Genomic DNA, 19,958 nt, shown 5'->3' with positions numbered 1-19,958 from the left:
GCTCGGAGAGTAAAGTGGCTAAGCAGTTTGATGTAGTTATTATTGGCGGTGGTTTAGCGGGAGCAAGCTGCGCATTAAGTGTGGCTAAAACTAATCCCGCGTTAAATATTGCCGTTGTAGAAGCGAATCAAGTAACCGGCGACTACCACCCAAGCTTTGACGAGAGAAGCATTGCACTTGCTCAGCAATCGGTAGAGTATTTACAAAGCCTCAATTTATTTGAGCAAAATGCCCCTTACACCGCAGCAATCAAAAAAGTGAGCGTGTCTGATAGAGGCCACTTTGGCAAAGCGCACATTAATTGCGACGAATTTGCTAAGCCCTCACTTGGTTACGTAGTAGAAGTAAATCCATTTGGCCGAGCGCTTCACCTGCGTTTAACGCAGTCAAATATTACGCTTTTGTGCCCCGATAGCGTAACTGCCATTGAGCAAACTCTGCATAGCAATACACTCACCCTACAAAGCGGCGAGCAATTAAATGCAGCACTATTGGTTATTGCTGATGGCGCACAATCACCAACACGTAGTTTACTTGGGCTTGGTTTTAATACCCAGCCTTATGAACAAGGCGCTATTATTGCTAATGTAGAAGTGGCTGGTGGGCATAATAATCATGCATTTGAGCGCTTTACACAAAACGGGCCTATGGCGTTATTACCCATGAGCAATAACCGTTATTCGTTAGTATGGTGTATGAGCCAAGATCAAGTTGAACAGCACATGGCACTCAGTGAACAAGCTTTTTTAATTGCCCTGCAAAGCGCGTTTGGTTATCGCGGTGGTCAATTTACTAAAGTGGGCATGCGCACGAGTTACCCGCTCGTTTACGGGCAAGTTGAGTCTTTAACTGCGCACCGTACAGTGGTTATTGGTAATGCTGCACATGCGATTCATCCTATCGCAGGGCAAGGTTTTAATTTAGGTCTTCGCGACGTACAAGTACTTAGTAATTTAATAGCAAATAGCCAACACGATTTAGGCAGCTATGCGTTTACACGTGAATATTCAAAAAAGCGCAGTGATGATATAAAAACCGTAATGAGTTTAACCGATGCACTTGTTAGGCTTTTTTCAAACTCATCGCGAGTGCTCGCATTTGGGCGCAGTATTGGGTTGTTTTCGATGGATTTATTTCCCGCATTAAAAGCGCCATTAGCCAAACAGTTAATGGGGCAAGTTAAACAAGGTAGGCGTTTATGAAGCAAGCACAGGTTTGTATTGTAGGTGGCGGCTGTGTAGGGCTAACACTAGCACTTGGATTGGCAAAAGCCGATATAAGCGTCGTTGTACTCGACGGCGCACCAACACAAGCGTTACCAACTGACGAATATGGTTTGCGTGTAAGTGCGTTAAGCATTGCAAGTCAAACCTTGCTTGAACAATTAAATGTATGGCCCGAAATTATCGCACAGCGAGCGTGTGCTTATACGCATATGGATGTACGTGATGCCGACAGCTTTGGCAAAATAGCGTTTAATAACGAGCAACTTGAGCTTGAACATTTAGGCCATATTGTTGAAAACGACATTATCCGCTTTGCGCTTATAAAAGAGCTAGAGCAACAAAGCAGTGCCACGTTAATGTTCGATACACAGTATCAGCAAATACATCAAAGCGAATCTGATGTATTTATAACACTTAAAAGCGGCGAGCCAATTATTGCAAAACTGCTGGTGGCGGCTGATGGTGCAAATTCAGCTATACGTAAACAATTTAATATGGCGCTTAGCTTTAAAGATTACGATCACCATGCGCTAGTCGCCACTGTTAAGACTAAAGAGCAACATGCAAACACCGCACGCCAAGTGTTTTTACCAACAGGCCCACTCGCATTTTTACCACTGAGCGATGCCAACACCCATTCAATAGTGTGGTCTACCAGCCCAAACCACTGCGATGAGCTCCTTGCTATGGATGATAACACCTTTAATAAAGCCGTAATGGCTGCAATAGATGGTCAATGTGGCTTGTGTGAAGTGCAAAGTAAGCGCACTGCTTTCCCACTTAAAATGCGCTACGCCCAGCAATGGGTTTCAGGCAAAGTGGTACTCATTGGCGATGCTGCACATACAATCCATCCACTTGCAGGGCTTGGTATGAACCTAGGCCTAAAAGATTCGGCTTATTTAATTGAGCTTTTAACAAGCGATAGCAAGGAGTTTGCAAGCACTCGCACACTGCGCGATTACGAGCGCACTCGTAAGCTCGATGCACAAAAACACATAGCTATGATGCAAGGGCTAAAAGAGTTATTTGAAGGTGCAAACCCAGTTAAAAAACTTATTCGTGGAGTAGGGCTATCATTAGTTGATAATCTTGGGCCAATCAAGCACCTGTTCGCCAAAGAAGCGATAGGCAAATAAGTAGGTTGGGTTGAGCGAAGCGAAACCCAACAGATAAAGTAAAGTGATGAGCTTGATTAAAAAAACCGATGTTTAGTTTAAACATCGGTTTTTTGTTTTAAAATAGTTTTGAACATATTTAAAGCCGCGCTTTTCACGCGAGCAAGCTCGGCGTCTACATGCAAAGTTTAACACTGAGCTTAATCTTACCTGTAGGCGTTTAGCTTGCTGACGCGACGAGCGTAGCTCGTAATTACTATCGTTAGTTAAAAAGCGCTTTGCGTTAAATCAGTTACAAATTCTCTTGTGCTTCATTCACCATATCTTTGAGCGCATCAATTAACAGCGGGTCTTTTTTGTTTTCTTTTGCAAGCTCGAGTGCGTTTTTCATACTAGTGACGGCCTCTTTAAATTGTTTGTTAGCAGTATAGCCTTGCGATAAACGCATGTGAGAATAAGTTGCATTGGGATAATCGGTAGTAAAATGTTTAAGCGTTGCTATAGCTTTAGCTGTATTACCAAACTTTTGCTGGCTATGAGCAAACTCTACGTATACATCTTGTGGAATTTTAAGCTCAAACCCGTACTTATCACTAAGTGCTTGGTAATAACCTGTAATGAGCGATACATCAGCAAACTTTCCGTGCTCGTCAGTAACCTTAAATATTAGGTCGCTAAATAAGTGAATTAGGCTATCGCTAAGCGCTGGTAGTATAGTGCCCATATGAGTAAAAGCGGGGTAATGCTTATATTCCCATTTAAGCTGCGAGGGCGTTTGTTGTTCTAAATTTACCAAAGTATTTAATACGCCTGTATAAAAGCGTGCTCCTTCGCTTGCTACACTAATAAATAACGCCTGATCACCTTTAGGGTTTTTAGTGTATTTTATAATATTATTTTTTAATTCCTCATCACTCCACCAACTGTTTGGGCTTATAGCTATATAGTTATTAAATAACTCAGGCTGATTAACTAAAGTATAAAGCGCCAAAGTACCTGCATTAGAGTGGCCAATTAAGGTGTTGTAGCCGTTAGTTGAGTAATTACTGTTTATATAAGGCATGAGTTCATCAGACACAAACTTTAAAAACTTGTCGGTTTGTCCTGCGTCAGGCCATTTGTTTTTAACAAAAGTTTGAAACTCTGTTTTAGGCTCGCCTTCTACTTTTGGTAAATAATCACGAACACGGTTAGTTGTATCAATACCAACGAGCATTGCGTTAGGTATCTGCTCGTAATCAACAAGGGATTTAATAACACCAGACGCCGTATGAAAGTGCTCAATACCATCAAGTAAATAAATAACATAAAGCGGCTGATCGTCTTTTACAGTGTCAGGTATGAAAATTTTAATGGGTCTGTCTTCGTTAAGTATTTTTGATTGCAGAATGACTTTTTTACCAACGGTTATGTCAGTTGCATTGGTTTTTGCGTGGCTTAAAAATGGTGTACTAAAAGTAAGTATTAATACAAGCGATAGTAAGAGCTTCATAAATATCCTTATTTAATAATGTATTGCTTAATAATTGCACGGCTTTAAGCTTGAGTAAATGTTTATATTTTCGGGGTAAACATAAAGCTTAAGTAATTAAAAGCTATCGCTTTTCATGCGAGTAAGCTCGGCTTCTACAAGAGACATTGCACTCTGTGCTTAACTTTTTCGGTAGGCGAGCAGCTTGCTGACGCGACGAGCGAAGCTCGTAATAATTACCTTTTAACTCTTATCTATAAAAGCTTAAAAAACCTGCTTGCTTAATTATCCGTCTAAGCGTAAAATGCGCGCTCATTTCGGCTTTTAAACTATTAATTCCTTGCCTTAAACCGACCGGCCGAAACGGTAGAAGGCTCTATTAACCGTAAGGAATATCCATGCGTCATTACGAAATCGTATTCATGGTTCACCCAGATCAGAGTGAGCAAGTTGCTGGTATGATCGAACGTTATACTGGTTCTATCACTGAAGCTGGTGGTGTTATCCACCGTCTTGAAGATTGGGGCCGTCGTCAATTGGCTTACCCAATTAACAAGCTTCATAAAGCTCACTATGTTCTTATGAACGTTGAAGCACCAACTGAAGTAATCAGCGAGCTAGAAACTACTTTCCGCTACAACGATGCAGTGCTTCGTAACTTAGTTATCCGCACTAAAACTGCTGAAACTGAAGCGTCTCCTCTTGCAAGAGAAGAGAAGAAAGAAGCACCAGCTGCTTAATTGTTTTGAGTCCTAGCATGGCATGTAATCAGCAGTTACTATAATGGTTAGCCCATATATGAATCAGCTGGTTATATCTGGGGTAGTTTGTAAAACTCCCAAGTTTAGCCAAAGCCCTGCTGGCATCCCGCATTGTATTTTTGTTGTAGAACATAAATCGATGCAAACCGAAGCAGACCTTAACCGTAATAGTTACGTGAGGCTTCAGGTAGTTGCCAGTGGAAAGCAAATGCAACAACAGACTCAACATTTGCACGTTGGGCAGGCATTGCAAGTGAGTGGTTTTTTAAATCGCCACGAAGGTCGTAACGGCCTTAGCCAATTGGTTTTGCATGCTCAGCATATAGAAAGAATTATTTGAGGAATTAATCTCATGGCACGTTATTTCAGACGTCGTAAGTTCTGCCGCTTTAAAGCGGAAGGCGTAAAACAAATCGATTACAAAGATCTAGCTACTCTTAGAAACTATGTTACAGAAAGTGGCAAAATCGTACCTAGCCGTATCACAGGTACTAGCGCTAAATTTCAGCGCCAGCTAGCAACTGCTATTAAGCGTGCTCGCTACTTAGCCCTTCTTCCATACACTGACTTACATAAGTAAGCAGCGGATTAACAGTTTTTAAAAGGTGTAGAAACATGCAAGTTATTCTACTAGATAAGATCGCTAACCTAGGTAGCCTAGGTGAACAGGTTGTAGTTAAATCTGGTTTCGCACGTAACTTCCTTTTCCCTCAAGGTAAGGCAGTTCCTGCGACTAAAGCTAACATTGAAACGTTTGACGCTCGTCGTGCAGAACTTGAAGCGAAAATCGCTGAACAGTTAGTTGCTGCACAAGCACGCGCTGAAAAACTAGAAGCATTAGCAGAAGTTACATTAGTATCTAAAGCTGGTGACGAAGGTAAGTTATTCGGTTCAATCGGTACTCGTGACATCGCTGACGCTATCTCAGCTGTTGGTGTTGAAGTTGCTAAGTCAGAAGTTCGTTTGCCTCTAGGTACTATCCGTGAGACAGGTGAATTTGACGTATCAATTTCAGTTCACTCAGACGTAACGGCTACTATTAAAGTAATCGTAATCGCTGAAGCTTAATTTTTAATTAAGCGACAAAAGCCGTGCTATTAGCACGGCTTTTTTGTGTCTGTAATTTGGCTAATTTTAATTAGTTAAGGGCACTGTTAAATACAACCTCGTATAAGCCCCTTTTTTATTCAATTATTTTTTCATTCCCTTTAAACCTTTTCGAACTGTTATTACGTCTAACTTATCAATACACTAACTCAATAATAATAATTAAAAGGCGACATAACGGATGTTACACGCTAAACCCGAACAAACGCCTTTATGCGAAGCTAAACTCATTGAGCGTGTTAAATCAGGTGATCAAAGCGCATACACAACGCTTTATGAGTTACATATAAAACGAGTCTACGGTTTATGTTTACGCTTATTAGCGGACCAAGCGCATGCTGAAGATGCAGCCCAAGAAGTGTTTGTACAGGTATGGCGTAAAATAGCGCAATTTGACGGTCGCTCGCAGTTTTCTACTTGGCTTTACAGCGTTGCCAGTAATGTAGCAATTAGTTACTTACGCAAGCAAAAAAATTGGCTGCAAAAAGTAGTGAGCATTGAACACTGCGGTATGGATGAGCAATCAGCTAATGACTGCAAAGGCTTAAATGGTCTCGATAAATTAATAGTAAGGCTTCCTGAGCGCGCACGTATGGTGTTTGTGTTATTTGCAATCGAAGGTTACAGGCACGAGGAAATAGCCGAGCAATTAGGTATGGCTGTTGGTTCAAGTAAATCGCAATATCATCGTGCTAGGCAGCTACTACAAGAGTGGTATGAAAATGAATAAACCAAATTTTGACGACTATTTAAATGAGTCATTAAACACGCTTGATAAAGACATTACGCCACAAAAAGACCTGTGGGCGGGAATTGAGCGAGCAATGGTTAGTAATAAGCAGGACCTAAAAGGCACTGCTATTTGGCCAAAACTAACAGCAATAGCTGCCTGCACATTAGCTGCTTTAATTGCTGTAAATCTATTTGTTATAGCGCCCGAGCCACAACCCGTAGTGGCTATAAGTGATTACTTTTCGGCGCAAAAAAACAGTTTGTTGGTTGAATATGAAAATAAAGAAGCATTGACCACTAACTGGCAAACGCAGCTACAAGAGCTTGAAAACGCAGAGCAAGCAATAAAGCAAGTTCTTGAAAATGAGCCACAAAACCAAGCGCTACTAACAATGTTAGCGCAAGTATATCAACAACAACTTGATTTAATTAACAAGGTGCACGCGCCACGTTGGCAGCACATTTAGGAGTACGACATGAAAGCGATTTTATTAGGACTGAGCTTATTTCCGTTGGCAGTATTAGCGGGTGAAAAAATAGATAAGCAAATAGACGTACCAAGTGGCGGCACTATTTTTATTGAAAACCAACGCGGTGATATACATATTACAGGCTGGGATAAAAACGAATTTAAAGTATCTGGCGAGCTTGATGACAAAGCCGAGGGTTATGAGCTTAAAATAAATGGCGATAAAACTCAGTTTATTGTAAAAATGCCACGTAAATCAAATTGGAGTAATAATGGCGATGGCTCAAGCCTAACCATATTTATGCCTAAAAGCAGTAGTTTAGAATTTGCTGGCGTTAATGTATCGGTGACTGCGAAAGAGCTAAAAAATGGCGCTGAAGTTGACGTGGTTAATGGCGAAATTACGGTAGATGATATTACTGGCAACATTAAGCTCACCACCGTAAATGGCGATGTAAATGCAGAAAACCTAAGTGGGAATATTCAATTTGAAACCGTAAATGGCGAAATTAACGATAGAGAATCAAGTGGTGAACTACGTTTTAGCGCTGTTAATGGCGATATTAAATCAACCTCAAGTGCCAATGATGTGCGCCTTGAAAATGTAAATGGCGATATAGATTTTGCGCTATCGTCAATTAAAAACTTACGTATTAACACGGTGAATGGCGAAGCCGAAGTACATATTAAAGAGCTTTTAAAAGGCGGTGATGTACGTTTTGAATCGGTAAGTGGCGATGGTGATTTTTACTTTCCTGACAGCGTATCTGCAAATTTTGAAATTAAAGCGCACGCTAATGGCAAAATCATTAATAAAGTTACTGGCGATAAAGTCAGTAAAGCTAAATACGGCCCAGCCAGTGATTTAGAATTTAGCATTAATGGCGGTAATGCTAATGTTGAAATGGATACAATTAGTGGACGCATAGAGCTTCGTATTAAATAACGCTCATTCACCTTCACGATTACAAAAAGCAGGAAAAGATTTCCTGCTTTTCTATTTGCACAGCCCCTTCAAGTCGATAGAATAGAGCCATTCAATTTTACTACTGTGAAGTTATGGCCAAACCAGATAAGCAAGTCGATACACTTAAAGTTCCTCCCCATTCAATAGAAGCTGAACAATCTGTTTTAGGTGGCTTAATGCTTGATAACCAAGCTTTTGACCGCGTAGCGGAGCTTGTTGTATCACAGGATTTTTATACCCGCACGCACAAGTTAATTTTTGAGGCGATGACGGCACTTGCTGAGATTGGCGATCCGATAGATTTAATCACTATTTCTGAAAGTTTAGAAAAAAATAATAAACTTGCAGGAATTGGTGGCTTTGCTTATTTAGCAGAAATAGCTAAAAACACGCCAAGTGCTGCTAACATTGACGCTTACGCAAGTATTGTACGCGAACGTGCTGTTGTACGTGAAATGATTGGCGTAGCGAACGAAATTGCAGAAGCGGGTTTTAATACCGAAGGACGTACCAGTCACGACTTACTCGATTTTGCCGAAAGCAAAGTGTTTAAAATAGCTGAGCAACGAACAAAAAATAATGAAGGCCCGCAAAGCATTCATAGCATCCTTGAAAAAACCGTTGATAAAATAGAAGAGCTTTATCAATCACCACAAGATGGTGTTACGGGTGTAAGTACAGGTTATGCCGATCTTGATAAAATGACGACGGGCTTACAGCCTTCTGACTTAATTATTGTTGCAGCGCGTCCATCAATGGGTAAAACCACTTTTGCGATGAACCTTGCAGAACATGCTGCAATGACTCAAGACAAACCAGTATTAATTTACTCTCTAGAGATGCCTTCAGAACAAATTATGATGAGGATGTTAGCGTCTCTTGGCCGTATTAACCAAACTAAGGTACGTACTGGTCAATTAGATGATGACGATTGGGCACGACTTTCATCAACAATGGGCTTGTTGATGGAAAAAGGTAAAATGTACGTTGATGATGCATCGGGCTTAACACCTACCGATGTTCGTTCACGTGCAAGGCGTATAGCCCGCGACCACGGTGGCATTAGTATGATCATGGTCGATTACTTGCAGTTAATGCGTGTACCAAGCCTTGCTGATAACCGAACGCTCGAAATTGCTGAAATTTCACGTTCACTTAAAGCACTAGCAAAAGAACTAAAATGTCCAGTTGTTGCGCTTTCACAGCTTAACCGTACGCTAGAGCAACGTGCCGATAAACGCCCTATTAACTCAGATTTACGTGAGTCGGGGTCGATAGAGCAGGATGCCGATTTAATCATGTTTATTTACCGTGATGAAGTTTATAACGAAGACAGTACTGACAAAGGTATTGCCGAAATCATTATAGGTAAACAACGTAACGGCCCAATTGGTAAAGTGCGTTTAACATTCCAAGGTCAATTTTCTCGCTTTGATAATTACGCGGGACCAGCGGTAGATGACGATTACTAATGCGCCTAGCCACTGCTGAAATTAATTTAGCTGCACTTGCGCATAATTTAGCGCAAGTTAAGTGCTTTGCACCTAACAGCAAAGTAATGGCGGTGCTAAAAGCAAATGCTTACGGGCATGGTTTAGTAACGATTGCGCAGCATTTAAATAATGCTGACGCATTTGCTGTGGCGCGAATAGATGAAGGGCTTGCCCTTCGAGCTGGGGGCTTAACAAAGCCAATAGTTTTACTAGAAGGCTTTTTTAACAAAGCCGACTTACCTATTTTACTCGCTAATAACTTTCAAACTATTATTCATGATGAATACCAATTAGCCGCGCTTGAAAAAGCAAAGCTTGATGCGCCAATAACATGCTGGTTAAAAGTAAATACAGGTATGCATCGACTAGGTATTGCACCAGAGCAGTTTGAAGAGTTTTATAACCGCTTACAAAAAACACCTAACGCCAAAAATACCGTTAATTTAATGACCCATTTTTCGTGTGCTGATGATGTTGATAATGCCAAAACGGTTCAACAAATCACGTTATTTGATAACTTAGTGAATGGCATTGACCAAGCACATTGTTTATCAAATTCTGCCGGTATTATCGCGTGGCCGAGCGGCCATGGTGATTGGGTACGCCCTGGGCTTATGCTATATGGCGTATCGCCAATGGCAAATAGTATTGGGCAACAACATAAATTAAAACCAGTTATGCGCTTAACTACGCGCGTAATTGCAGTGCGTAATGTACCAGCCAATGAGGCGGTAGGGTATGGCGGACGTTGGAAAAGCGATAAACCAACCAAATTAGCTGTTGTGGCTATGGGCTATGGCGATGGTTATCCTCGGCACGCTAAAGAGGGCACACCAGTAATAATTGGTAAGCAGCGTTATGGTATTGTTGGCAGTGTTGCTATGGATATGATTAGCGTAGATATAGGCGCTAATGAGCACAATATTAAAGTGGGCGACAGAGTCACTATGTGGGGCCCTGAGCTACCCGTTGAAGAAATAGCATTATGCGCTGATACTATTCCTTACGAGCTATTATGTAATATTACACCGCGCGTAAGTTATGAGTATCAGCGTTAATACAGCTATAAAGCGGTATTTACTCTTTTATAAAGTAAACGTCGCTAAAGCCCATACGGGCAAATTCTTGGTCGCGAAAGTTACGAACAGAAGCAGACCCTTTTGAGGTCATTTCTATTTGCTGTACCATGCTTAAGTAATTAGTCAGATCAATACCTTCGGCGGCAGCAATTGCTTGATACATGTCGTGGTATTTATCTTTAGCGAAATTAATCTCGCGCGGTTCGTTTTTATATTTGTAGGTTATTCTACGTGCCATATTAAGCTCATTTCAATTGAGTGTTGCAGCGATTTTACACTGTATTTAATAACGGCTCTAGCATTGAATGACTTGTTGTAATCGGTAATTAAAATAAAGAGTCAAAAATGAAATTATCAGTAGAGATCAGTAAATACCCACTTCACCAAGATTATATCCCGTTTATTCAGGGCTTTATTGACAGATTAAACGAATACGATGATTTAAAAGTGATTACTAACACGTTATCAACGCAAATTTTTGGTGATTACGATTTAGTAATGCAGGTGTTAAATACCGAAATTAAACGTTCATATGAAGAATTTGGTAAAGCTATTTTTGTATGTAAGTTTCTCTCTGGCGACTTATCGCCTGAATAACCTATAATACCAACCTGCATAAATCTTTGATCAATTTAACGAATTAAATTGCACTATAACGTCGTTAAAATTTTTTTATTTAGAACAACTAGATACAAAAATTTTTGCCTAGTTCTAGCGTAATTTTCTTAACGTTAAATAGACCCCGTATATAAGCAGACTGGTATGACAATCGGCACAACTAAACGGTAACTGCATAATATGGACTTTTTAACACAAACCTTAAGTGGTTTTACAGCAATGTCGCATTGGGAATATATTGCGGTAGGGTTGTCGATGGCTTATTTATTATTAGCAATAAAAGAAAGCTTATGGTGTTGGCCAGCGGCATTTTTTAGCACGCTCATTTATACAATAATGTACTGGAATGGCGCATTGCTTATGGAGTCATTACTTAATTTTTATTATATGTATATGGCTGTATTTGGCTGGGTTGTATGGCGTAAAGGCAAGGCTGCAAATTTAAATATTACATCGTGGTCGATAAACCGTCATGCTGTTTTAATTAGTTTAACAACCGTAGCTGCAATAGTTATTGGTTACGTTATGCAAAATTATACTCATGCCGATTTTGCTTATCTTGATAGTTTTACAACATGTTTTGCCGTAGTAACTACTTACTTAGTGGCTAAAAAAGTCCTCGAAAACTGGCTGTACTGGATTGTAATAGATGCCGCTTCTATGTATTTATATTACGAAAAAGGCTATTACCCAACGCTAGCACTCTTTATATTTTATACCATTATGGCAGCGTGGGGCTTTAAAACCTGGTACGAAGAGTACGAACAAAGCCAAGCTAAGCCTCTAGCACAGCTTTAATCAATGATTGAGCATACTCAGTTAGTAAAAATGTGTAGTGCGTTTATAGAGCCTACAAGCATTGTTTCAAGCGAGCGATTACTTAATGGCTTTAGTAACGATAATTTTTTAATACGTACCGAGCAACAAGGGTATTTGTTAAAGTGTTATAAAAGCCATTGGCCAAGTGACGGCCTTGAAGCGCAGCGCTTTTTAAGTGACTTTAATATATGCCCTGCGTCTATTTGGCTTGATAAAGAAAACGGTCGTGCGGTATTTAATTATATTGAAGGCAAGAGCGCGCAATCGGATATAACGCTTAGCTTTATTAATAAACTTGCTCAAGTGCACAATTACAAAGTGTCTACCGCGCCAATGGATATAGCTAAAGAGCTTCATTTTTATCAAAGCACCCACGTATATACGCAATACAAACCTCAAATAGAGAAGGCACTCAAAGCCGTTGCAGCTATGTCATTTAATGCAGGCTTTTGTCATAACGACTTAGTAAAAGATAACATTATTGTAAATGCTTCAGGCATGTATTTAATTGACTTTGAATATGCACAAACTAATGATGTGTATTTTGATTTGGCAGCCCTTGCAGTGAGCTTTAATCTTAATGAGAGCAGTGAAAGTGCATTGTTAAATAACTATAAAAATAGTATCGATAAAACAAAAACGTTTAATCCTTCAATGGATAAGCTGAATTACTATAAGCTGTTTTTTTTAGTGTTATGTATTGGCTGGTATGAAGAGCGCAGCATAACTAGTAAATCTGTAATGTTACGCGCGCAGCTAACTAAACTCGTTAATAGTACTTTTTTATAGATGTTAAAGACCACCAAAGCGCTCGGCGAGCTCTTTGTATTTTGTTACTTCGGCTGTATCAAATTGTGGTTCACCATTTTCATCTTCTGATTTAGCAATTAATAAACTTTCTCTAGAGAGACGTTTTACACGCTCTACTTTTACACCTAAAAACTCAGCAACTTGCTCAGTAGACATTAAACTCATCATTATTTCCTCGTATTAAATCCATCCGCACAGCGACAATCATAGTTTCAATGTTACTAAACCGTTACTGTTTCCTATTCAATAAGAATAAATAGCGTGTTTTTAAGCCATTGTGAAGTGTTTTATTTAAAAGAGTTTAATTAATAAGCATATAAGCTGATGTTACTGGTATTTATTTAAAGATCTCTTTATCATTGCTGATGCTAAAGCACTGATATCGCGAGTTGGTGTGGCGGCAACAAATGTGCTCTCGTGGTGAAATGGATATCACGTGGCCCTCCGGAGGCTGAGTTGTAGGTTCGATCCCTACCGAGAGCGCCATTTGCTTTTACATCTACTAATATTCCCCTCTATATTATCTAGCTTCTCATTAATTACTTTTATATTTAAAAATGTATTACTGCATAAATTTTGAAATTTTATTGTAAGAACAGCTTTCTAGTTATTTATACAATGCAAAATTGCATTATTCAAAATGTTATCTAACGTTATGTATGCATATACGACGAAATTATAAATGAGGAAAACCGATTCAATGTTAAATAGTCAGTTAGAAATACTCGCTCAAGGACATGCTTATCTTGAAAGTGTAACTAAAGAGGATTATTCGCAAATCGTTGCTCCTAATTTCATTAGTTCAGCTGGGTCACATATGCGCCACATTATCGATCATTACCAATCTTTAATGACGGGCTTTGGTATAAATAATATTGATTACGATAGTCGCCTACGCGGCAGCAATATTGAAAGTAACCCCTGTGAAGCTATAAAAAAAATTGCAGAGATAGCATCGTGGATTGAACAGCTAAGTACAGATGATTTTAATAAACCGCTGTTACTTTCAAGCGAAGTATCAATTAAAAGTAAAAATGTACAAACTGTAACAACCTCATTAGCACGAGAGCTTATATTTGTAGGAAGCCATGCAGTACATCACTATGCGATGATTTCACAAATTACCTTTGCACAAAAAGCATCATTCGACCAGAACTTTGGGTTAGCACCAAGTACAGCCACTTTTTTGAGAGAAAAAAGCCAACAAAGCCAATTAAAATCACTGCAAAGTTAATATGTGCACTTTAAGTTACTTCCTAACTGATGATGGCTACGAGTTGTTTTTTAATCGTGATGAACAAAAAACGCGAGAAATGGCAATCGCCCCGAGTAAGCACACAGGTAACGCAATTTACCCTATCGATCCGCAAGGGGGTGGTACTTGGCTTGGTGTATCGCATTGGGGGCAAACATTAGCTTTATTAAACGATTATCAAAGTGCATTTGATATAAATGCCGTAAAGCACAGCAGAGGCCTCTTAATCCCGCATTTACTAAGCAATAATACCCCTGCATTGTCTCAATTAAAAAATATGGATTTATCGGGTTACGCGCCTTTTAAATTGTGTATTTTTCCGGATAAATTATCGCTAAATAATGGTCACATCGCTTTTGTTCGATGGGACTCAAAACAATTAATCGATTGCCAAGTTGAATCGCTTGCAACGTCATCTGGCGTTGAGCTAGAAACAGTTACACAAAAGCGTAAACAACAATTTAAGCAATTTATTGACTTAAGATATCCTGCAAGTGAGCAGTTTTTAGCATTTCATTACAGCAAAGCTGATCAAGGCCAATATGGTGTAAATATGCAAAGAGAAGATGCAATGACAGTCAGTATTAGCCATATTAAAGTTGGTAACACTATACGCTTTAATTATTTTGATAAGCAGTCTCAGCTCATTAGCAGCATTAGTTGTTTAAAAGTGGCTGCAGCTTAACTAAATATTTTTATAGCTGTTACATAACTAAAAAAGTCGACGCAATTAGTTGCGTCGACTTTTTTGTTGCTCTATTTTCATCTGCAGTATTAATACAGCAGGTGAAAATTATGAGTGATTTATATAATCATCTTTTTTATCACCAAGGTAGAGTTTAAGTAGCTTTTCAGGCGCACTTGGTAGGTGCACACTTAAAAGTAATCCTGGGGTGTGATTAAAGTTACTGTCAATTCCCATACAATGAAATTGAGCGCCTAGCTTATGATATTGCTTTAATAAAATCGGTATGTCTTTTTTATCTTCTTCTATTCCCATAACCAATGTTGATACATGATCTATGTTTAACGTGTGATCAATAATGAAGTCTTCAAACTCTGGATGAATTTTATTATTAAAAGGCGTATTGGCGCTAACACCTTGTTTATTATTAACCATTGCATGGTCAATAATTGCGACAGAACGAGGGTCGTAAAGCTTACTTAATGAAACCGTGCCATATAAAGTCCTATAACGTGGGTTTTGCGCCATAAACGCACCGATCCCTTTAAATAGCAGTAATAAGCCATGGTAACTGCCTTGATGTTTTTGAACTATAAACGAGCGACCCATTTCCAAGCACGGCTGTTGTTGATTAATAAAAGAGGGTTCAAAATTAAACATTTGCGATAAATAAAGGGCGCTCACGTCGCTATTTTTTTGTAATAAATCAGTTTGTCCAATTCGATAAGCTCCAATGATCTCTTCATTTTTATGATCAAAAATAAATAAATGCATGTAGCTTGCGTCAAACTTATCGGTATCACATGGCTCACCGCTTCCTTCGTTCAATGTACGAAAGGTTATTTCTCTAAGGCGTGTTATTTCAGCAACACAATTAGGTATTTGATCTTGATAACCGTAATAAACGGAGTAACTTTTAAAGTCTAATAAGTGCTGCTCGCTTGGTAAGCTAGCAAGTTCACTCGTCATTTTTGTTTTATCAACATCCTGCATAATCGCTTTTAGTTGCATTGATTGGGCATCGTCTTGCCAAGGTGTTACAAAGCGTTCATCGTTTAAATAGCAAAGCAGGCGCGCAATATCGTTAATGTCGTCAGTTTTCTCAAATTTATTTAATAACTTAGGTGTAAGTAAATTACCAGCACCTAAATTAATGGACCTTTTTTGAATTTTAAGTAATTCACGTATTAGCATTAATAATCTAAATCGGTAGTAAATACGTCCCAAATTGTAAAACATAGGGCTATTTTGACCACTAATAAACACAGGTAATAAAGGGGCTTGTGTTTTTAAGGCTAGTTGAGCCGCTAAGCGATTCCATTGACCGTCGGTTACACGTTGTTTTTTTGATTGAAAAAACGAAACCCTGCCAGCAGGAAAAACCACAAGTAAACCATCGTTATTTACATGTTTAAAACACTGTTTAATTGCACTGGTGTTAATGGCTGCTTTTGGTTTTAGCGGATTGGCAAAAATAAAATAGTCTTTAATTTCTGTAAATATTTTTAAACCAACGTTAGCCATTACTTTAGTATCGCTACGATAATGGGTGAGTAATTTAGCAATTATTACGCCCTCAATCATGCCATAAGGGTGGTTACATACTACTATGCAAGGGCCTTGCTTAGGTATTTTGTTAATAACACCTTGTGCGCCAAGTACATTAATACCCAATACATTTAAAAGCTTTTCACTAAACTTCTGCTTATCTAAACCCGATAAATTATTAGAGAGGTATATATCACGCAGTTTATTTATACCTAGTAAGCTATCGAGCAGTGGAGCGGCTACTTTTAATATATGACCCAAAGGCGAGGCTGTGTTTATTGCAGCCACACTTAGGTTTGATACGGGGTGGTTTAGTTTTGTCATATATTAGTACTCTTAAGAATTTAAAGCAGTTGTTATTAAGTGCTGTGTATATTGAGACCGAGGCAAAACAATATTATGTTCAAGAAAGGTTAATAAAGTTCGCTTTTTTATAATGATTAGATAAATTTTATAGCTAAATCACCTGCTTTTTAGTGATAAGCAATTTAGTGTAGTTGAGATGAAAGCGTTTAATTATTAAAAAGTAAAATAATCAGAATTACAGTGCAGCTCTAATAGGGCTGTAAATAATGGTTTTAGTTATATATAACTACTTACAACTCAAAAACTAGACTTTTAGGCTTAATTAATGCTATTTAAGGTACATATTCCTTAATAGAAAAATCCCGCCTTTATGCTAATTACTTTGCCCGTGTCTGAGCTTACTCCTGGTATGTATGTTGATAGCGTTACTAAGCAACATGAAGGGATCAATAGCATAAAAATTAAGACCAGTGGCTTAGTGCGCGATAGATCTATTATTAAGCGTTTAGTTTCCGAAGGGGTGCTTGAGCTGCTTATAGATTTTGCTAAAGGTGATGCCCCAGTTCCTGCCAAATATAAGCCTCAAAGCAAACCTAAAACATCTAATAGCCAGCAAAAAGCCGAAAAAACACCTATAGCAATCTCAATTGAACAAGAATTTGCTAAAGCGAGTGTCAATTACGATCAGCATGGCCGAAAGCTACAGTCGTTATACGGTGACTTAACATCTGGCCTGAGTGTTAATATAAAAGTGCTTGATGAAATAGCCAGCGAAATAGTCAGCTCAGTTTTTCGTAACGCCAACGCCATGACTATTCTTACTCGTATAAAAGATAAACACAGCTATAACTGGCGGCATATGATCAACTGCGCCATTTTTACCGCTGTATTTGCTAAATACTTAGGGTACAAAATGGCTGTTGTGCAAGAGCTTGCCATGGGCGCGTTACTTCATGATTTAGGCCAAGCTAAATTACCGCAGGGTATATTTTCAAAGCCAACTAAGGTTACTAATAATGAGCTCTTAGCGATTAAAAAGCATGTAGCGCAAGGTTTGGGTTTAGTTAAAGGCGAGAAGGGTATAACACCCCTTATGCTTGATATGATAGTGAATCATCATGAGCGCTTAGATGGCTCTGGTTATCCGCGAGGCCTACAGGCAGAGAAGTTAAGTCGTCCAGCGCGTATAATGGCAATTGTAGATGTGTACGATGCAATGACTGCCGATAGAATGCATCAAGATGGTGATGAACCAATCAACGCATTGCGGTACTTATTAGCCAATAAGCAATTGTTTGATGGTGAGTTAGTACAGCGTTTTATAAAGTGTTTAGGGGTTCATCCGGTAGGAACTATTGTAAAATTAACGAATGAACGTTTAGCCTTAGTGCTTGAAGGGAACGTATTAAATCCTATTAAACCTAAAATTAAGCTATTTTATAATGCTAAGCACAATCATCATGTTACACCGAAAGACATAGATTTAAGTGAGCACACCCAAGAGCTTAAAATACTATCAAGTGTTAAGCCCTTAGATTATCAGATTAATTTGTCTCGCCTGCTAAAAGAGCATTTGTTGAACTAGTTTTACTGCATTGCCTTTTTTTAGTTTGTTTTGCAGAAATAAACGCACCCAAAAAGCAATTTCCCATCAGTGTTAACCATAACAAAGTGCCTAGCTCTACGTGCAATGCAAAACAACACAGCGCTAAAGATATTAACGCATTTAACATTGCCCCTAGCCAATAATGGTTTACGGGGTTATCGCATTGTCCTGCTTGAGTACATGCGCAGTAGTTTGCTTTGTAAAAGCAAAACACACTCGCCCCACAAAATATTAGCCCTGTAATAATAAATAAAATGATCACAGTTTTACTTCCATTGCGATTTTATAATGAGTGTAAGTTGCTACTAATTTCAAGTCAATCTAAATGATAATTAATTACATTTAGAGTGTTTACTCTAATACCACACTTCTCATCCGATGAGTTTTAAATAGTTGTTAAAATGTCGTTAAAAAACATGTTTTTTACTGTCTTTTGACGTATTCATAGAGTTTTTTACAAAAAATTAAGGTAGTGTAATCACGTTTTAAATCCTAATAACAACACACATAGTACCCAGACAGTCAGTTTGGTTAAGGACTCAACAATGAAATTTTCTAAAACTCTTATTGCAGCTTCGCTTGCATTTGTTTCAGCTGATAGCTTTGCAGCTGCGTTTCAATTATCAGAGCAAAATGCATCGGGTTTAGGCCGTGCATACGCTGGTGAAGCTTCTATCGCAGACGACGCGTCTGTAGTTGCACGTAACCCTGCACTAATGACTTTATTTAAAGAAAAGCAACTAAGTGTTGCTGCTATTGGCGTAATCCCAGATGTAAGCTTAGAAGGTGAAGGCGCGCCAACTGGTATTGATCAATCTTCATTAGATGACGATAGCATTGCACCAAGTGCAGTGGTACCAGCAGCTTACTTTACTATGCCTTACAACGATAAAGTATCGCTTGGTTTTGGTGCATTTTCTAACTTTGGTTTGTCAACTAAATTTAATGATGACTACGCCGCAGGCCAGATTGCGGGTGAGACTGAGATTTTTACAGTTAATATGAATGCAAGTGTTGCCTATAAAGTAACTGAGCAGTTTAGTTTTGGTGTTGGCCTAAATGTAATTTATGCTGATGCAACTATAGTTCGAAAAATAGGTGTAAACCCTTTTGGCGTTCCAAGTTCAACGAACGTTGTTGATCTTGAGGGTGATGATACTGGCTACGGCTTAAATGTTGGCCTAATGTATCAACTTGATGAAAATAGCCGTTTTGGTTTTAATTATCGTACAGAAACAGATATAACATTTGAAGGAACTTATTCAAGCGCTGCACGTGGTATCGCTGAGCGCTCAGGTTCTGTTGATATTACTCTACCCGCTATCGCTGAATTTTCTGGTTCACATCAGTTAGATGAAAAGTTAGGTTTACACTACAGCGTACTATGGACTGGATGGAGTAGCTTTGACAAATTAGAAGCTGAAGTTGGTTTACCACCAGAGCAAGGTTTTGAAAAAACAGAAGACTTCTCTGACTCTTTCCGCTACTCAGTAGGTACTGATTACCAGTTAAATGAAGACATACTACTTCGTGCTGGTGTTGCATTTGATGAGTCGCCGGTATCACAAACGCACTTATCAATCTCTATTCCTGATACAGACCGTTTCTGGTTCTCGTTTGGTGGTAACTACACAATTGATCAAAACTCTAATGTTGATCTTGGTGTGAGTATTATCCGTGGTAAAACACAAACGTTTACAGAAACTGATGACTCAGGTAGTCAGTGGGCTTTTGAATCTAAAGGTCACGCAGTACTAGTTGGTGCTCAGTACAACTACAAGTTTTAATGTAGAAGTGTCTTGTGGTTAATCACAGGGCACAAAAAAGCCGCTCACTTTAATTAAAGTGAGCGGCTTTTTTAATGCCTATTAAATAGTGTTAATAGGCA

The 19,958-nt window shown here is 38.9% G+C and carries 23 protein-coding genes and 1 tRNA gene; 19 read left to right on the top strand and 5 right to left on the bottom strand.

The genetic code is table 11. The features are described from left to right. Positions 1-14: 14 nt before the first annotated feature. Both ubiH and AAEY62_RS14915 read left to right on the top strand, forming a co-directional pair. Complete coding sequence (gene ubiH / locus AAEY62_RS14920; protein ID WP_024589703.1) at positions 15-1,202, top strand: 2-octaprenyl-6-methoxyphenyl hydroxylase; 1,188 nt, start codon at positions 15-17, stop codon at positions 1,200-1,202. Next, positions 1,199-2,365 (top strand): FAD-dependent monooxygenase, encoded by a 1,167-nt coding sequence (locus AAEY62_RS14915; protein ID WP_024589704.1) that lies wholly within the window; start codon positions 1,199-1,201, stop codon positions 2,363-2,365. Before ubiH ends, AAEY62_RS14915 begins: the two co-directional genes overlap by 4 nt. A 271-nt stretch (positions 2,366-2,636) precedes the next feature. Here AAEY62_RS14915 and AAEY62_RS14910 read toward each other — a convergent pair whose 3' ends face one another. Then, a complete protein-coding gene (locus tag AAEY62_RS14910; protein ID WP_350635244.1) occupies positions 2,637-3,836 on the bottom strand; it encodes an alpha/beta hydrolase-fold protein in 1,200 nt (399 codons plus the stop codon). Between the two features lie 377 nt (positions 3,837-4,213). Here AAEY62_RS14910 and rpsF point away from each other — a divergent pair, with 377 nt between their 5' ends. From rpsF to alr, 9 genes are all read left to right on the top strand, one after another. Beyond that, positions 4,214-4,555, top strand: a complete 342-nt coding sequence (rpsF, locus tag AAEY62_RS14905; protein WP_007378473.1) for a 30S ribosomal protein S6 — start codon at positions 4,214-4,216, stop codon at positions 4,553-4,555. A gap of 43 nt (positions 4,556-4,598) precedes the next feature. Continuing rightward, positions 4,599-4,916 carry a primosomal replication protein N gene (priB, locus tag AAEY62_RS14900; RefSeq protein ID WP_004588456.1) on the top strand — a complete coding sequence of 106 codons (318 nt, stop codon included), beginning with the start codon at positions 4,599-4,601 and terminating at the stop codon, positions 4,914-4,916. A gap of 12 nt (positions 4,917-4,928) precedes the next feature. Continuing rightward, a complete protein-coding gene (rpsR, locus tag AAEY62_RS14895; protein WP_007378475.1) occupies positions 4,929-5,156 on the top strand; it encodes a 30S ribosomal protein S18 in 228 nt (75 codons plus the stop codon). A 35-nt stretch (positions 5,157-5,191) separates the two neighbouring features. After that, positions 5,192-5,644: a 50S ribosomal protein L9 gene (gene rplI, locus AAEY62_RS14890; protein ID WP_002962755.1), complete on the top strand. Its 453-nt coding sequence runs from the start codon at positions 5,192-5,194 to the stop codon at positions 5,642-5,644. Between the two features lie 220 nt (positions 5,645-5,864). Continuing rightward, positions 5,865-6,413, top strand: coding sequence for an RNA polymerase sigma factor (locus AAEY62_RS14885; protein ID WP_024589706.1), 549 nt, complete (start codon positions 5,865-5,867; stop codon positions 6,411-6,413). Next, positions 6,400-6,882 (top strand): hypothetical protein, encoded by a 483-nt coding sequence (locus AAEY62_RS14880; RefSeq protein ID WP_024589707.1) that lies wholly within the window; start codon positions 6,400-6,402, stop codon positions 6,880-6,882. The genes AAEY62_RS14885 and AAEY62_RS14880 overlap by 14 nt, the downstream gene beginning before the upstream one ends. 9 nt (positions 6,883-6,891) lie before the next feature. Next, positions 6,892-7,830: a DUF4097 family beta strand repeat-containing protein gene (locus tag AAEY62_RS14875; RefSeq protein ID WP_350635242.1), complete on the top strand. Its 939-nt coding sequence runs from the start codon at positions 6,892-6,894 to the stop codon at positions 7,828-7,830. Positions 7,831-7,943: 113 nt separating this feature from the next. Next, a complete protein-coding gene (gene dnaB, locus AAEY62_RS14870) occupies positions 7,944-9,323 on the top strand; it encodes a replicative DNA helicase (RefSeq protein ID WP_007587308.1) in 1,380 nt (459 codons plus the stop codon). Beyond that, complete coding sequence (gene alr, locus AAEY62_RS14865) at positions 9,323-10,402, top strand: alanine racemase (RefSeq protein WP_007587306.1); 1,080 nt, start codon at positions 9,323-9,325, stop codon at positions 10,400-10,402. The genes dnaB and alr overlap by 1 nt, the downstream gene beginning before the upstream one ends. Positions 10,403-10,421: 19 nt before the next feature. Here alr and AAEY62_RS14860 read toward each other — a convergent pair whose 3' ends face one another. After that, complete coding sequence (locus AAEY62_RS14860; RefSeq protein ID WP_007587305.1) at positions 10,422-10,661, bottom strand: DUF2960 domain-containing protein; 240 nt, start codon at positions 10,659-10,661, stop codon at positions 10,422-10,424. A 107-nt stretch (positions 10,662-10,768) separates the two neighbouring features. On the opposite strand from AAEY62_RS14860, the gene AAEY62_RS14855 reads away from it, so the two are divergent. The 3 genes from AAEY62_RS14855 (at position 10,769) to AAEY62_RS14845 (ending at position 12,649) form a co-directional block, all read left to right on the top strand. Next, positions 10,769-11,020 (top strand): hypothetical protein, encoded by a 252-nt coding sequence (locus AAEY62_RS14855; protein WP_007587304.1) that lies wholly within the window; start codon positions 10,769-10,771, stop codon positions 11,018-11,020. 201 nt (positions 11,021-11,221) lie between these two features. Continuing rightward, positions 11,222-11,839 carry a nicotinamide riboside transporter PnuC gene (gene pnuC / locus AAEY62_RS14850; RefSeq protein WP_007587303.1) on the top strand — a complete coding sequence of 206 codons (618 nt, stop codon included), beginning with the start codon at positions 11,222-11,224 and terminating at the stop codon, positions 11,837-11,839. A gap of 3 nt (positions 11,840-11,842) precedes the next feature. After that, positions 11,843-12,649: a phosphotransferase gene (locus AAEY62_RS14845; RefSeq protein WP_350635240.1), complete on the top strand. Its 807-nt coding sequence runs from the start codon at positions 11,843-11,845 to the stop codon at positions 12,647-12,649. Between the two features lie 3 nt (positions 12,650-12,652). On the opposite strand, the gene AAEY62_RS14840 is transcribed toward AAEY62_RS14845, so the two are convergent. Then, the gene (locus AAEY62_RS14840) at positions 12,653-12,835 is read right to left on the bottom strand and encodes a hypothetical protein (RefSeq protein ID WP_007587299.1); all 183 of its coding nucleotides are present in this window, start codon (positions 12,833-12,835) and stop codon (positions 12,653-12,655) included. Positions 12,836-13,081: 246 nt separating this feature from the next. Between AAEY62_RS14840 and AAEY62_RS14835 the strand changes: the two genes are divergently transcribed. The 3 genes from AAEY62_RS14835 to AAEY62_RS14825 all read left to right on the top strand — a co-directional run bounded on the left by AAEY62_RS14835 (position 13,082) and on the right by AAEY62_RS14825 (position 14,610). Next, a tRNA-Arg gene (locus AAEY62_RS14835) sits at positions 13,082-13,156 on the top strand. Positions 13,157-13,370: 214 nt separating this feature from the next. Further along, the gene (locus AAEY62_RS14830; protein WP_024589710.1) at positions 13,371-13,904 is read left to right on the top strand and encodes a hypothetical protein; all 534 of its coding nucleotides are present in this window, start codon (positions 13,371-13,373) and stop codon (positions 13,902-13,904) included. Position 13,905: 1 nt separating this feature from the next. Further along, positions 13,906-14,610 carry an NRDE family protein gene (locus AAEY62_RS14825; RefSeq protein ID WP_024589711.1) on the top strand — a complete coding sequence of 235 codons (705 nt, stop codon included), beginning with the start codon at positions 13,906-13,908 and terminating at the stop codon, positions 14,608-14,610. 108 nt (positions 14,611-14,718) lie between these two features. Here the strand turns inward: AAEY62_RS14825 and AAEY62_RS14820 are convergent, their stop codons facing one another. Beyond that, positions 14,719-16,482: a bifunctional lysophospholipid acyltransferase family protein/GNAT family N-acetyltransferase gene (locus AAEY62_RS14820; RefSeq protein WP_024589712.1), complete on the bottom strand. Its 1,764-nt coding sequence runs from the start codon at positions 16,480-16,482 to the stop codon at positions 14,719-14,721. Between the two features lie 352 nt (positions 16,483-16,834). Between AAEY62_RS14820 and AAEY62_RS14815 the strand changes: the two genes are divergently transcribed. After that, positions 16,835-18,049, top strand: a complete 1,215-nt coding sequence (locus tag AAEY62_RS14815; RefSeq protein ID WP_007587289.1) for a cyclic di-GMP phosphodiesterase — start codon at positions 16,835-16,837, stop codon at positions 18,047-18,049. Here the strand turns inward: AAEY62_RS14815 and AAEY62_RS14810 are convergent. Next, positions 18,009-18,332, bottom strand: a complete 324-nt coding sequence (locus AAEY62_RS14810; RefSeq protein ID WP_024592106.1) for a hypothetical protein — start codon at positions 18,330-18,332, stop codon at positions 18,009-18,011. The two genes, AAEY62_RS14815 and AAEY62_RS14810, sit on opposite strands and share 41 nt — an antisense overlap. Before the next feature lie 283 nt (positions 18,333-18,615). Between AAEY62_RS14810 and AAEY62_RS14805 the strand changes: the two genes are divergently transcribed. Then, positions 18,616-19,857: an outer membrane protein transport protein gene (locus AAEY62_RS14805; protein WP_024589713.1), complete on the top strand. Its 1,242-nt coding sequence runs from the start codon at positions 18,616-18,618 to the stop codon at positions 19,855-19,857. Positions 19,858-19,958 lie beyond the last annotated feature (101 nt).

The sequence above is a fragment of the Pseudoalteromonas sp. GW168-MNA-CIBAN-0100 genome (genome assembly GCF_040309225.1).
Lineage (GTDB): Bacteria > Pseudomonadota > Gammaproteobacteria > Enterobacterales > Alteromonadaceae > Pseudoalteromonas > Pseudoalteromonas arctica.
This window is presented reverse-complemented; position numbering and strand designations above follow the sequence as displayed.

Bases quoted from the DNA above. Each gene is read 5' to 3' on its own strand.
- AAEY62_RS14915 (WP_024589704.1), top strand. From the start codon at position 1,199: ATGAAGCAAGCACAGGTTTGTATTGTAGGTGGCGGCTGTGTAGGGCTA.
- AAEY62_RS14910 (WP_350635244.1), bottom strand. From the start codon at position 3,836: ATGAAGCTCTTACTATCGCTTGTATTAATACTTACTTTTAGTACACCA.
- rpsF (WP_007378473.1), top strand. From the start codon at position 4,214: ATGCGTCATTACGAAATCGTATTCATGGTTCACCCAGATCAGAGTGAG.
- priB (WP_004588456.1), top strand. From the start codon at position 4,599: ATGGTTAGCCCATATATGAATCAGCTGGTTATATCTGGGGTAGTTTGT.
- rpsR (WP_007378475.1), top strand. From the start codon at position 4,929: ATGGCACGTTATTTCAGACGTCGTAAGTTCTGCCGCTTTAAAGCGGAA.
- rplI (WP_002962755.1), top strand. From the start codon at position 5,192: ATGCAAGTTATTCTACTAGATAAGATCGCTAACCTAGGTAGCCTAGGT.
- AAEY62_RS14885 (WP_024589706.1), top strand. From the start codon at position 5,865: ATGTTACACGCTAAACCCGAACAAACGCCTTTATGCGAAGCTAAACTC.
- AAEY62_RS14880 (WP_024589707.1), top strand. From the start codon at position 6,400: ATGAAAATGAATAAACCAAATTTTGACGACTATTTAAATGAGTCATTA.
- AAEY62_RS14875 (WP_350635242.1), top strand. From the start codon at position 6,892: ATGAAAGCGATTTTATTAGGACTGAGCTTATTTCCGTTGGCAGTATTA.
- dnaB (WP_007587308.1), top strand. From the start codon at position 7,944: ATGGCCAAACCAGATAAGCAAGTCGATACACTTAAAGTTCCTCCCCAT.
- alr (WP_007587306.1), top strand. From the start codon at position 9,323: ATGCGCCTAGCCACTGCTGAAATTAATTTAGCTGCACTTGCGCATAAT.
- AAEY62_RS14860 (WP_007587305.1), bottom strand. From the start codon at position 10,661: ATGGCACGTAGAATAACCTACAAATATAAAAACGAACCGCGCGAGATT.
- AAEY62_RS14855 (WP_007587304.1), top strand. From the start codon at position 10,769: ATGAAATTATCAGTAGAGATCAGTAAATACCCACTTCACCAAGATTAT.
- pnuC (WP_007587303.1), top strand. From the start codon at position 11,222: ATGGACTTTTTAACACAAACCTTAAGTGGTTTTACAGCAATGTCGCAT.
- AAEY62_RS14845 (WP_350635240.1), top strand. From the start codon at position 11,843: ATGATTGAGCATACTCAGTTAGTAAAAATGTGTAGTGCGTTTATAGAG.
- AAEY62_RS14840 (WP_007587299.1), bottom strand. From the start codon at position 12,835: ATGAGTTTAATGTCTACTGAGCAAGTTGCTGAGTTTTTAGGTGTAAAA.
- AAEY62_RS14830 (WP_024589710.1), top strand. From the start codon at position 13,371: ATGTTAAATAGTCAGTTAGAAATACTCGCTCAAGGACATGCTTATCTT.
- AAEY62_RS14825 (WP_024589711.1), top strand. From the start codon at position 13,906: ATGTGCACTTTAAGTTACTTCCTAACTGATGATGGCTACGAGTTGTTT.
- AAEY62_RS14820 (WP_024589712.1), bottom strand. From the start codon at position 16,482: ATGACAAAACTAAACCACCCCGTATCAAACCTAAGTGTGGCTGCAATA.
- AAEY62_RS14815 (WP_007587289.1), top strand. From the start codon at position 16,835: ATGCTAATTACTTTGCCCGTGTCTGAGCTTACTCCTGGTATGTATGTT.
- AAEY62_RS14805 (WP_024589713.1), top strand. From the start codon at position 18,616: ATGAAATTTTCTAAAACTCTTATTGCAGCTTCGCTTGCATTTGTTTCA.